General features: G+C 39.8%; 12 protein-coding genes. 7 read left to right on the top strand and 5 right to left on the bottom strand.

Going from position 1 to position 12,144, the window contains the following annotated elements:
- Complete coding sequence (gene bamE, locus EVU92_RS09775) at positions 1-363, bottom strand: outer membrane protein assembly factor BamE (protein ID WP_063528054.1); 363 nt, start codon at positions 361-363, stop codon at positions 1-3.
- Positions 364-480: 117 nt separating this feature from the next.
- Here bamE and EVU92_RS09780 point away from each other — a divergent pair, with 117 nt between their 5' ends.
- Positions 481-798, top strand: coding sequence for a GIY-YIG nuclease family protein (locus tag EVU92_RS09780; RefSeq protein ID WP_240701308.1), 318 nt, complete (start codon positions 481-483; stop codon positions 796-798).
- Here the strand turns inward: EVU92_RS09780 and EVU92_RS09785 are convergent, their stop codons facing one another.
- The 4 genes from EVU92_RS09785 to ilvC all read right to left on the bottom strand — a co-directional run bounded on the left by EVU92_RS09785 (position 799) and on the right by ilvC (position 6,448).
- Entirely contained in the window at positions 799-1,662 is an 864-nt protein-coding gene (locus EVU92_RS09785; protein ID WP_168990005.1) for a M20/M25/M40 family metallo-hydrolase, read from the bottom strand. It abuts the gene before it with no gap.
- Positions 1,649-2,833 (bottom strand): tetratricopeptide repeat protein, encoded by a 1,185-nt coding sequence (locus tag EVU92_RS09790; protein WP_130051070.1) that lies wholly within the window; start codon positions 2,831-2,833, stop codon positions 1,649-1,651. The genes EVU92_RS09785 and EVU92_RS09790 overlap by 14 nt, the downstream gene beginning before the upstream one ends.
- Positions 2,834-2,917: 84 nt before the next feature.
- Positions 2,918-4,831: a methyl-accepting chemotaxis protein gene (locus EVU92_RS09795; RefSeq protein WP_130051071.1), complete on the bottom strand. Its 1,914-nt coding sequence runs from the start codon at positions 4,829-4,831 to the stop codon at positions 2,918-2,920.
- A 144-nt stretch (positions 4,832-4,975) separates the two neighbouring features.
- Complete coding sequence (gene ilvC, locus EVU92_RS09800; protein ID WP_130051072.1) at positions 4,976-6,448, bottom strand: ketol-acid reductoisomerase; 1,473 nt, start codon at positions 6,446-6,448, stop codon at positions 4,976-4,978.
- A 146-nt stretch (positions 6,449-6,594) separates the two neighbouring features.
- Between ilvC and ilvY the strand changes: the two genes are divergently transcribed.
- The 6 genes from ilvY to EVU92_RS09830 all read left to right on the top strand — a co-directional run bounded on the left by ilvY (position 6,595) and on the right by EVU92_RS09830 (position 12,094).
- Entirely contained in the window at positions 6,595-7,497 is a 903-nt protein-coding gene (gene ilvY / locus EVU92_RS09805; RefSeq protein WP_130051073.1) for an HTH-type transcriptional activator IlvY, read from the top strand.
- 274 nt (positions 7,498-7,771) lie between these two features.
- Positions 7,772-8,749 carry a GGDEF domain-containing protein gene (locus EVU92_RS09810; RefSeq protein WP_233786745.1) on the top strand — a complete coding sequence of 326 codons (978 nt, stop codon included), beginning with the start codon at positions 7,772-7,774 and terminating at the stop codon, positions 8,747-8,749.
- Between the two features lie 168 nt (positions 8,750-8,917).
- A complete protein-coding gene (locus EVU92_RS09815) occupies positions 8,918-9,751 on the top strand; it encodes a MipA/OmpV family protein (RefSeq protein WP_130052263.1) in 834 nt (277 codons plus the stop codon).
- A 1-nt stretch (position 9,752) separates the two neighbouring features.
- Complete coding sequence (locus tag EVU92_RS09820) at positions 9,753-10,139, top strand: DUF3019 domain-containing protein (RefSeq protein WP_130051075.1); 387 nt, start codon at positions 9,753-9,755, stop codon at positions 10,137-10,139.
- A 14-nt stretch (positions 10,140-10,153) separates the two neighbouring features.
- Positions 10,154-10,846, top strand: coding sequence for a response regulator (locus EVU92_RS09825; RefSeq protein ID WP_054562019.1), 693 nt, complete (start codon positions 10,154-10,156; stop codon positions 10,844-10,846).
- Between the two features lie 6 nt (positions 10,847-10,852).
- A complete protein-coding gene (locus tag EVU92_RS09830; RefSeq protein WP_130051076.1) occupies positions 10,853-12,094 on the top strand; it encodes an ATP-binding protein in 1,242 nt (413 codons plus the stop codon).
- Positions 12,095-12,144: the final 50 nt, after the last annotated feature.

A 12,144-nucleotide genomic window follows, 5' to 3' on the forward strand; every position in this document is an offset into this window, starting at 1 on the left:
TTACTCTTGTTCAAGCGGCGTATTAAATTCGCTAGGTTGCTCGTAGTCACCTGATAACGAAACAAGCTTATCATTTTCGAAGTTAATAGTGAGTGACTTACGTTGCTCGTTGCTACGGCCAATGTTAAATACATACAGGTAATGCCACGTATTTTTATCAAAAGAGTCTTCTGCTACTGGCTTGCCTAGAACATACAGTACTTGCTCGCGAGTCATATTAACACGTAGCTTATCTACATCTGATTGTTCTAAAAAGTTACCTTGAGGAATATTGATACGGTAAACCCAGCTTGAACACCCTGCTGTAGCACTTAAAGTAAGGGTAAGTACTAACCAAAAAGAAAAAGTTTTAAACGACTGCATTATTTGTTTGAATCCTTATTTTTTATACACTGCATGATACCGATTAGTCACAGAAGGTAAAACCCTTTTCAGTAATTGTTTTTACTGAAATGCGATTAAAAACCACGAGGCACAAATTTGACCACTGCAAACCCAAAAAGTTTACATCAGCCTTTAAAAAACAGCGATAACTCAGATGTCATGTGGTGTTTGTATATAGTGCAAACACGTTTAGGTCATTGGTATACAGGGATCAGTACCAATGTTGAAAAAAGATTCGCTCAGCATCAAGCTGGAAAAGGTGCTAAAAATCTTAAGGGAAAAGGGCCTCTAACGCTTATCTATCAACAGCAGGTGGGTAACCGTAGTGAAGCAACTAAACTAGAAATAAGTGTAAAAAAGCTCAGCAAAGCACAAAAAAGACAGTTTGTTTTAACGTCTGAGCTACCTAAATAACTAACTTGGAAGCTTTTCAATAAATAGGGCTATTTTCGCTATGGCATATTCGAATAGTGTAAAGTCGATGTGCGCCGTCGTGTCTGTGCTTTGGTGGTGGTGTTTGTCATGTCCTATACCAAAGTAAATATAAGGGATCCCCGCTTTAGCGAATGAATAATGGTCGCTTGCTCTACGCCAATCAACTTTGAGATCAAATAACCGATTTAGCCTCGCTGACGAGCTAGTTACCATAAAGGTTAACTGTTCATCAGATAGAATTTTAATGTCAGCTTGATAATGTGCTAATGATTGATTATCTAAAAATGCATAGATACGCGGTTTTCTGGGATTCACAACGAGCATATCTAAATTAATATTAAGTTTGATTTCGTCTTTATTAAGTGTCGATACCAAGTACTCGCTACCATGTAGGCCATTTTCTTCTGCATCGGTTGCAACAAAAACTAATTGATAGGGCTGAGGGCTTTGCGCAAAGTGCTCAGCTAAATAAAGTAAAGCGGCAACTCCGCTGGCATTGTCGTTCGCACCTGGGTAGAGCCGATTACCTTTTTGCCCTAGGTGATCATAGTGGGCAGTAAAAATAACTTTTTTACACTTTTCACAGAGGCTATTTTTAGTCGCAATAATGTTCCGCCCATTAGCCTTGCCAAAGAGCCCTGATTGATAAGTAAATCTTTGCTCATTAACCGAATAGCCAAGTACTACAAAGCGATCAGCTATGAATTCGGCGGCTAACTGAGCGCCTTGAGTCGCCGTTTTTCGCCCAGCAAATTGAGCCGATGTTAGCGTTATGACGTCTCGTTCTAAATCTGTACTGGCAAAAGCTTGCGCAGTGCTTAGTGTAGCACTAGCGGTAATCAATAAGCTTTGCAGTATGCGAGCGAAGCGCTTGTAACTTACTTTCGTAACGCTGTTTATCATGATCAAAGTCTGCTTTATTGTTTGCCATAGTTAAGTACTTTTTAGCGAGCTTTAGGTCACCTAATTGATAATAGGTTCTCGCTAAACCAAAATCAGTATCATGCAGGGTTGGGTTTAAGTCACGGGCTTTTTTGTAGTGCTTTATTGCATCTTGATAACGGGCGGTCGTGTAAGCATCATTACCTAAAGAAATGTGATAATAGGGGTTTGCTTGGCGCTTATTATCAAGCTTGGCTAATATCGCCTGGCCTTGCTCTTCGCGATTGGTCAGATTATAGAGTCTGGCTAAATTGCCTAATGCGGTGTTGTTATCTGGATCTAAACTAATCGCGTATTGGTAGGCTGTTTCAGCTCTTGGATAGTCATCTGTTAATCTGAACAATACCCCAAGGTTACCCCAAGCACCTGAGTAGTTGCTATCAATATTAACAGCTGCTTTGTAATAGCTAAAAGCAGTATCATAATCATGTTTTAGCATCGCAGCTGCGCCTTTATTATTATAAAACATTGCTGTGATGCGGGCTTTATTGATGTTGCTGGTTTTAAACGCTTCTTGGCGGCTGTTAGGGTCAAAATCTATCACTAAAGAGCGCTCTTCTGGGTAAATGACTTTTCTATTTACCACGAGCTTTTGAGCCTCACTTACTTTTAAGTTGATATGGCCTGTGAGTAAATTAAAGCCATTATCAAGTGCCCAATATTCTGGAATATGTACTTTTTGAAATTGTCCTTCAAGGCCGAGATACTCAGCAAGACTGTAGGCTAAAATCGATAACGATAAACAATTAGCATTTAAATTTGAATAGGCTTGCTTGGCCGTTAAGGTGGCGCCAGATTGATAAGATAAAGAAGCATCACCATTTTGCAAAAGGAACTTGAGCAAACGTTTAGTGCTTTGTAATGACCGGCTGTCTTTTGGAAAGGTACTATCAAGTTGCTCTTTTATATGTTTACTTAATGCAAAAATCTCTTGTTGAGTTTCAACTGAGGTTTGAGTAAACGTATTACTTTGCGTCAAAGCAAGTGGTGGGGGAGCGGTGTTATTTTCTGTACTACTACACGCTGTTAATAAGCAAAAGCTTGAGGCTAAAACAATGCTAGGTAATTTCATCTGACCCTCTTAATTCTTGGCCTAATACCATTTAAGTATAGGCCGTGAATGAAAAAGGGTCAGGGTTAACTGTTACAAAACGTGTCAGCGTTTATCGAAGGTCGCAACAAGGTCATCAAGAGTTTGAGCACTGTTTGCTAAATCTTTGATTGCTTGTTCACTGTCGATTTGTTCACGCATTACGTTGTCACTAATATCGCTTATTTGCTCAATGTTTCGGCCCACATCTGCCACTACGTTACTTTGCTCTTCGGTAGCAGTCGCTATTAAGGTTGCCATATCGTTTATTTCATTGGCAGCATCGTTAATGGCATTGAGCAATTCAACTGAACTTTGCATTGCATCAACGCTTAACTGTGCTTGTGATTTCGAGTGATTGATATGATTAACCACTAGATCAGACGTATTCGTTAGTTCACTGATCATCGTTTGAATTTCAGTTGTTGATTGTGAAGTACGGTTTGCTAATGCTCTTACTTCATCGGCTACAACTGCAAAACCGCGACCATGCTCACCAGCACGAGCTGACTCAATCGCCGCATTAAGTGCTAATAGGTTAGTTTGCTCAGAAATACCTCTGATAGAGTCAACAATACTGGCGATAGCTTGCGTTTTATTTGCAAGCTCGTTTACTTGCTCAGTGATGTTATCGATATCGCATGCAAGTTCTATAATTGCTTCTTTGCTTTGTGTTACCTGAGTATGACTTTGTTCGGTATTTTGTTTACTGTTTTCAGTGAGTTTAGCCGTATTAGCTGCGCTTGAGGCAATTTCTTGCACTGTCGCACCCATTTCATTAATCGCTGCTGCGACCGAAATTGTTTGTTCTTTTTGATTATCTAGCGCTTCAGAGTTCTTCTGTGCTTGCTTAAACACATGATCAGCGCTTTGTCTTATTTCACTACTTTCCTGAGCAACTTGGCTGATAGCAGTCTCAATCTTAGAGATGAATTGGTTAAAGCCTGCTGACAAGTTAGCGAGTTCAGGTTGTTCTGAAGCAGGCAAACGATAAGCTAAATTTGCATCACCAGAGCCTAAACGAGTAAACAACTCTGCCATTTTAGACAGCGGCGATGATAGTGTACGTGCCAGCACCAGCCCTGCAAAACTTGCAATGAGGGCAATAACAATTGCAAAGCTGATAATTTGCCATTGTAAAACTTGGATGCTAGAAAATACTTCGTGCTTAGGTACTTGGGCAATGACAAATAAATCTGTGTTTTGGATTGGGCTTGCGGCTACTAATGTCGCTTCACCATCAAGATCGATTTCCTGTAAATTGAATTCACTTTGAGTTAACAGAGAACGAGTGATAGCAGTTTTATAAACGTCATCTAATTTAGCTTTGGCGACTTTGCTCTCGTCTTTATGAAGCTGAATTAGGCCGTTTTTATCGGCAATGTAAACAAAACCAGTCTCTTCAATTTTAAAACGCTGTAACATTGCTTGCATATCGTCAATACTTTTTGCAAGGCCTGCTAAACCAATCCCATTGGTTTGCTGGTGATTTACAAACATTTTTACATCAGTGGGTGATTCTTGATAGATACTGATTGAAAAAGGCTGTGTAGTGTTGGTAAACGCATAAAACCAGCCATCCTGCTCTTTGGTTAAAACTCGCAAAAAGCCATCTTGGTTCCAATATTGTGCAGTTTCTCGATTAGCCCACGAAGCAGTTGCTAAGTCGTATTGCTTAACAAGGCGGTTGAGCTCTTTAAGCAAAGTCTTGTCATCAGTATTACCTGAGCGAGCCCATTCTAATACAAATTCGTTACTAGATAGCTGCTCTGCCGCACTGATCATTTGATTTATATCATGAGTAATATAATTATCAATTGCTTGCAATTTGCTAGGTAGTTCAGATTCAATCATTCGTTGTTCAATGATTTGTTTTGCACTATATATAGCCGTTGCGCCGATTAACGCAGCAACAATTAGGGCGATAGAACTGCCAAGCAGTGTAATTTTTTTAGTAATGGTGAGTTGATTTAACGCCATGAAAGTGTCTTAGTTTACAACATTTAAGTCAGTAATTTTAGCATACACTTTATAGATGACGAATCAATGTAGGGACAAAAAAAAAGCCCAAAGCATATAAGCAATTGGGCTTGGTTTCTAACAAGCGAAACTTACTTTCCAGGGTTAAACAATTTTCTTCATTGCTGACATGTAACCACGTAGCTTGCTACCAATAATTTCAACCGGGTGCTCGCGCAGTGCTTTATTCACGGCAATCAAGGTTTGGTTATCAACTTGGTTGCTAGCACTATCAAGACCTTTACCAATTACATCTGTATCGATATTTTTCATAAAATCTTGCAGCAACGGTAAACACGCGTGGTTATATAAGTAACAGCCATACTCTGCAGTATCTGAAATAGTTCGGTTCATTTCGAAAAGCTTCTTACGAGCAATGGTATTCGCGATAAGTGGCGTTTCGTGTAGTGATTCATAGTAAGCAGATTCAGCGATGATACCTGCCGCAGTCATGGTTTCGAAGGCCAACTCAACACCTGCTTTAACCATGGCAACCATTAAAATACCTTGGTCGAAGAATGCTTGCTCGCTGATTTCTTGATCTGTATTTTGTTGTTTCTCGAATGCGGTTTCTGCTGTTTCGGCGCGCCAAGCTAGTAATTTTGCGTCATCTTCAGCCCAATCAGCCATCATGCCACGAGAAAATTCACCGCTAATGATGTCATCCATATGCTTATTGTAAAGTGGACGCATAATTGTTTTAAGCTCTTCACTTAATTCAAATGCTTTTACTTTTGCTGGATTTGATAAACGGTCAAGCATGTTAGTAACACCGCCATACTTAAGTGCTTCAGTGATCACTTCCCAACCGTATTGGATTAGTTTAGACGCGTAGCTTGCATCAATACCTTTTTCAACCATTTTGTCGAAGCATAGTAATGAACCGGTTTGTAGCATACCGCATAGAATCGTTTGCTCACCCATCAAGTCAGATTTAACTTCCGCAATGAATGATGATTTTAATACGCCAGCACGATGACCACCGGTACCAGCTGCATAAGCTTTAGCTTGAGCTAGGCCATGGCCTTGAGGATCATTTTCTGGGTGAACCGCAATCAATGTTGGTACACCAAAGCCACGCTTATATTCTTCACGTACTTCCGATCCAGGGCACTTAGGTGCAACCATGATAACCGTTAAGTCTTCACGGATTTGCATGCCTTCTTCAACAATATTGAAACCATGTGAGTAAGCAAGCGTTGCGCCTTGCTTCATTAAAGGCATAATAGCATTTACAACAGCGGTATGTTGTTTATCAGGTGTTAGGTTTAATACTACATCTGCTGTTGGGATAAGCTCTTCATATGTGCCTACAGTAAAACCATTCTCAGATGCGTTTAAGAAAGATTGACGACGCTCAGCAATAGCTGATTCACGCAATGTATAAGAAACATCTAAACCTGAGTCACGTAAATTTAAACCTTGGTTAAGGCCTTGTGCGCCACAACCGACAATAACGAGTTTTTTCCCTTTTAAAGCGTCTACACCATCAGCAAACTCTGCTGGGTCCATAAATTCACACTGCGCTAATTGCGCTAACTGCTCTCTTAAAGGAAGAGTATTAAAATAATTCGCCATTGTTAGTGTCCTATAAATACAATTTTGTTAGAAAATCAAAGAACCGACGTAGTGTTCTTTGTATGTCTTAACACTATGCAATTTTTTACCTTGCGTAAAATGATATATTTGAATTAAAGTATTTCATAAAATGAAATGGTGGTGGTATGGATCATAAACATCTTAATTACTTTTTGGCGTTAGCAAAGACGCTACACTTTGCAAGAGCCAGTGAGCTTTGCCATATCAGTGCGCCAACCTTGAGTCGGAACATCAAGCAACTCGAAGAAGAGGTTGGGGTGGTGTTATTTAATCGGGATAATCGCACCGTAAAATTAACCCGCGAGGGTGAGTCATTTATTGAGTACGCTAATGCGACGCTTGCTAACTGGCATCGTTTTAAAGCTAATGTACAAGAGCCGCAACAGCATGTTTATGGCAATGTCAGTATTTATTGCTCTGTAACTGCCTCATATAGTTTTTTACATCAAATACTTGAACAACTGCGTATGCAGCACCCATATATTGAAATTACTTTGAATACTGGTGACCCTGCATTAGCAATAAATCGTGTTTTAGATGGTCATGAAGATATGGCAATTGCTGCTAAACCAACAAAACTACCGGGACAAATTGCCTTTACTAGTGTTGGTTATTCGCCACTAGTATTGATTGCGCCAAAAATTGTGTGCCCGATCAGCGAAAAACTGTCAGCAAATGAGCAAATTGATTGGTCAGATTTAGAATTTATTGTTGCTGAGCAAGGTTTATCAAGGCAGCGCCTTGAGCAGTGGTGGCGTAAAAAAAATATTCATGGCCGTATATATGCGCAGGTTGCAGGTCATGAAGCTATGGTCTCTATGGTGAGTCTAGGTTTAGGTATTGCTATGGTGCCAAAAATAGTACTGGATAACAGCCCGCTCAAAGATAAAGTGCAAATTGTTAGTGATGCAGAACAAACTATTGCAGGTTTCGAAATTGGTCTAGCCGTACTAAATAAAGAGCGTCATGATCCTGCACTCAACGCGATTTGGAGTATTGCTCAATCGCTTACCCAGCAAGCAATTTAACTTAATAACTAGTGGCTTTGACTTTAATTTAAACTTTTACATAGATACAACCGCACACTTTAATTAGTTATTTAGTATTGGTTTTTGTAAAATTTTTTCGTGGTTTTTACTGGTTTTAGTCTGTCAAAATCCTTTTTCATTGATTTTTCTTTGGGTGTTGTTAACTTAATTGAAATAATAAAAATTTTCATGGCCTAGACTCATGATACTCTCAGCGCAAGCCGACCACTCTTTAAGCTACTCGAGCCATTGTCTGAAGCTAGCAATTCCTCTAATGGTAAAATACAAGATGCCAATTACGCCGCTTAATTATGCGCTTTGGTATTGCTATGTGAGTGATAAAAATCAAAAGTTAAGTAAAGAGCTCGATAGTATTATTAAACAACACAATACTTGTAGTCATGAGCAGGCAAAACGGCTTTTCGATAAGTACTTATCTCGGGATGACTTGGCACTATTTTATCAGCTCTCTAGCGGCTTTAACGATGTTGTTGGCAAGGTACATCAAGATATTAACGAAGCACTAAATTACTCAACTGAATTTAATCAGGCGCTGCAAGAGTGTCGTGAAACACTAACGAGTGCTGATATAAGCCAAGAAAGTGGCTTTGATGATGTACTTGATTGTGTAGAGCGTTTAAGTGATGAGTCGGCAGCTTTGCAAAGCCGTGCGCAAGATTTTCAAAACCAACTCGCTATGGCGTACTCCGAAATTACAGAGCTAAAGCAAGAGCTTGTTAGGTCAAGAAGTAAAGCTGAAAAAGACCCTCTGACTGGGCTTTATAATCGTGGTAAGTTTGATGAAGATATAACGCGATTTTGCCAAACTAATAATTTAGCTGAAGTCGCCGTGCTTACAATGGTCGATATCGATCACTTTAAACAGTTTAACGACACCTTTGGTCACCAAAAAGGAGATCAAGTTTTACGAGCTGTTTCAGCAAAACTACTTAAGCATGTTTCAAGTGTTGGCCAAGCTTATCGTTATGGTGGCGAAGAGTTTTGTTTCACGGCTCAGTTTGCCAGCATTAGTGATATGACTAACTTTACCCAGCAACTACGTCAGGCTGTTACTAAACTACAAATTAAAAATCCTAAATCTGACAAGGTGTTAAGCCAAGTGACAGCAAGCTTTGGTATTGCTATTAAAGCTAAAAATAGTAAACCGGAACAACTGATTGCTAAAGCTGATAAAGCGCTTTATTTAGCAAAAGAGCATGGTCGCAATCGCATAGAAATCGTCGAAGAGTAACAAACTTAATCGATATATGTATCAAATTTGTGAATAGTTGTAACCTTGCAACGACAGTTTGTTCACATCTTGATATTATGCTTTTATTGCATAAATTTCTTTGGTCGTAAAATAACAATGAAATCTCAAACGATCAGGATGTGCGCACTGGTTTATGCCATATTTGGCATGCTAGTGAGTCAAGCAAGCGCTGATGACTCAACGCGCACTGAACGTGAAAGCCGTGTGGCAAATCAACAGATTGATACCCAGCAATGGCATCTAAGTATTAATACAGGTGCGGGGGTGATCACGAATCCACTTCATGGAGGTGATAACTTACCTTTGCTCGTGCTGCCTGAAATCGCTTTTTATGGTGAAAAATGGTTCTTTGATAATGGCCGTTTAGGTTATTCATTACAAGAGAGTGATAGTCACGTCGTTAACTTTGTTACTGAGTTCAACCCTGAGACGCGTTTCTTTATAGATTTCCATCCAAGTAATATATTTGCACTGCAAACATCAAATAGTTTTATTGTTGAATCGACCACCAGTAATGAACTGGCAGAAAAGTCTGTATCTACAAGCGATATTAAAAAAAGACGCTGGGCTTTAGATGCTGGCTTAAGTTATCACTATATTCGAAATAATCATGTTATCTCTGTACAAGCGTTGACCGATGTTTCCGGAGTTTATAACGGTTTGCGTAGTGCTTTACAATGGCAATCACATCACCGTATAGGAAACTTATCGATCGCACCTAGCCTAGGGATCTGGTACAAATCAGCCAGACTAAATGATTATTTTTATGGTTTATCGGCAGAAGAGTCCTCATATGGGGAAATTGATGTTGGCAGTAGCTGGCAACCTTATGCTAAAATCGACGCCCGTTGGCCCCTGAGTGAGGCTAACTCTCTTCGTTTTCATTTAGCATATTATGACTACTCAGCCGTGGATGACAGTCCGCTTTTTGAACACACGTACTCGATGACTGCATTTATAGGATTCAATCATATTTTTTAATATGAAGTATTTTGCTTTTAGTCTGTGTGTGTTTGTTGCTGTTATTTGGGCTTCCCCAAGCTATGCACAAGCGACTCAGTTTGATATCACACCAAAAGTGTGCGTTGTATTACAACAGCACGAATTTTGTGATCTTGAGTTAAAAATGAGTTGGCAAAGTCAACAGCCTCAAGATTTGTGTTTGTACCAAAATAATCAGAAAATTCAATGCTGGAACGACACTAGTTCAGGGGTTTTCAGCCATAAAGCGCGGGTTCAGATTGAAACAATATACTCCTTAGTCAATCCGCACACGGGGAGTAAAATTGCGACAGCAAAAGTCGAAGTGCAAAGCACCGAAGCAAAAACAACGAGGCGTAGGTTACGCTCACCGTGGAGCTTTTTTTAATTTAGGAGCAACCAATGGCAAAGATTTTACTTGTTGAAGATGATCTCGGCTTACAGCAGTTAACACGTGATTACCTTCAGCATAATGGGTTGGATGTTGCGGTCCTTGAACGCGGCGATGAAGTATTTGAATACCTTGAAAACAACCCTGTTGATCTAATGATTTTAGATGTCATGTTACCGGGTAAAGACGGCTTTAGTGTGTGTCGTCAGGTTCGTGATAAATTCAGCTTACCTATTTTAATGTTAACAGCAAAAGGTGAAGACTTTGACCAAGTGATTGGTTTGGAGCTCGGCGCAGATGATTATGTAATCAAGCCTGCTGAGCCTCGTGTATTATTAGCGCGTATTAATGCGTTATTACGTCGTGGACAAGCTACTAACAAGGCACCTGAAGAGCTTAGTTTTGGTGATTTAACTATTGATAAAACTAGCCGCATCGTTACACTAAAAGGCAGTGAAATTACACTGACTTCCCATGAGTTTGAGCTACTTTGGTTACTCGCATCAAATGCAGGTGAAGTGTTAAGCCGTGAACATGTGCACCAGCATATGATTGGCCGTCAGTATGATGGCTTAGACCGTACAGTTGATGTACGCGTATCACGTATCCGCAAGAAGCTAGGTGATAACAGTGATAAACCATACCGAATTAAAACAGTTTGGGGACAAGGTTACCTCTTTGTATCTGATGCATGGGATATGTAAACATTAATGGGGAAACTATTTGCAAGCTTATATCTTTATATAATAGTTTCTCTGTTTCTTGTTAGTGGGGTCATAGAACAGTTATGGCCCTACGAAGAAACTCAACAACAAATCGCCCTCGACCAAGAATTTGGTAAATCTCTATGGCTATTAAGCCAAACGGATAATGGTTTAGCTTCGCTACAACGAGAGTATGAAAGCGAATTGATTAATCTCTCAGACCTTGCTTTACCAGATGATTTAAAATCACAGCTCAAAAATGATCATCATCTGTATTTGTTTAATAAAGAGCAAAAGGTGGTTTGGTATATTGCTATCAACGACACACAGCTTTTGCAAGTAGGTCCACTTTCTGTTGAAAACCCAAATTTTAGCTCAGTTTGGCCTTACTTTTTATTATTAACTGTAATTGGTTTGCCTATTGGGCTATGGAGCTTATTACTATGGCGAGATTTTAATAAACTCACACTTGCCTGTGAAGCTGTAGGAGGAGCGCAAGACTTCGAACTACAAGACGCTTCCAAATCCTTTTTCCTGCCAATCACAGATACACTCAATGCGATGCAAGAGCGTATCCAATACCTTCTAGCAGCACAGCAAGAGCTTACTTCTTCTGTTTCTCATGAGTTTAGAACGCCACTTGCTCGTTTAAAGTTTGCAATTGCTATGCTTGAAGAGCAAGTTGAGAATGAAAAATCTTATACTTACATTGATAACATGCAGGCTGATATTGCAGAGCTTGAGGCATTAGTTTCCGAAATGCTGGAATATGCGCGGCTTGATTCACATCAACCGAGTTTAAAACCACGTTCTTGTGACCTTACTGCGCTTATCAACAGTGTGGTGAATAAGCTCGAATTTGCTACTGACATTGAGGTAGCAGTGAGTGCACCTAAGCAGCTTTACTACGAGTGTGACGAGCATTTTATGGCGCGTTGTATTCAAAACCTATTAGGCAATGCACAAAAATACGCAAACCACAAAATTCATGTGAGCCTTGAAGAGTTAGGTGATTCGATACAAATTAGTGTTGAAGACGATGGTCCAGGGATCGCTAAATCTGAGTGGCAAAGTATTTTTAAGCCATTTACTCGTTTAGATAAAAGCCGTGATAAGAAAACAGGTGGCTTTGGGTTAGGTCTTGCAATTGTCGCTAAAATTGTCAGTTGGCATCAAGGGCAGTCTGAAGTGTGTGATTCACCATTAGGTGGAGCAAAATTTGTGATTCGCTTGTTCAAGACTAATTAAGTCTTAGATTACAGGTATTTTTGCAGGCATAAAAAAAGCGCCTAAGGCGC

Origin of the sequence: Pseudoalteromonas sp. MEBiC 03485, from assembly GCF_004195145.1 — a bacterium.
GTDB lineage: Bacteria > Pseudomonadota > Gammaproteobacteria > Enterobacterales > Alteromonadaceae > Pseudoalteromonas > Pseudoalteromonas apostichopi.

Bases quoted from the DNA above. Each gene is read 5' to 3' on its own strand.
- ilvC (WP_130051072.1), bottom strand. From the start codon at position 6,448: ATGGCGAATTATTTTAATACTCTTCCTTTAAGAGAGCAGTTAGCGCAA.
- bamE (WP_063528054.1), bottom strand. From the start codon at position 363: ATGCAGTCGTTTAAAACTTTTTCTTTTTGGTTAGTACTTACCCTTACT.
- ilvY (WP_130051073.1), top strand. From the start codon at position 6,595: ATGGATCATAAACATCTTAATTACTTTTTGGCGTTAGCAAAGACGCTA.
- EVU92_RS09820 (WP_130051075.1), top strand. From the start codon at position 9,753: ATGAAGTATTTTGCTTTTAGTCTGTGTGTGTTTGTTGCTGTTATTTGG.
- EVU92_RS09810 (WP_233786745.1), top strand. From the start codon at position 7,772: ATGGTAAAATACAAGATGCCAATTACGCCGCTTAATTATGCGCTTTGG.
- EVU92_RS09830 (WP_130051076.1), top strand. From the start codon at position 10,853: ATGGGGAAACTATTTGCAAGCTTATATCTTTATATAATAGTTTCTCTG.
- EVU92_RS09815 (WP_130052263.1), top strand. From the start codon at position 8,918: ATGCTAGTGAGTCAAGCAAGCGCTGATGACTCAACGCGCACTGAACGT.
- EVU92_RS09795 (WP_130051071.1), bottom strand. From the start codon at position 4,831: ATGGCGTTAAATCAACTCACCATTACTAAAAAAATTACACTGCTTGGC.
- EVU92_RS09790 (WP_130051070.1), bottom strand. From the start codon at position 2,833: ATGAAATTACCTAGCATTGTTTTAGCCTCAAGCTTTTGCTTATTAACA.
- EVU92_RS09825 (WP_054562019.1), top strand. From the start codon at position 10,154: ATGGCAAAGATTTTACTTGTTGAAGATGATCTCGGCTTACAGCAGTTA.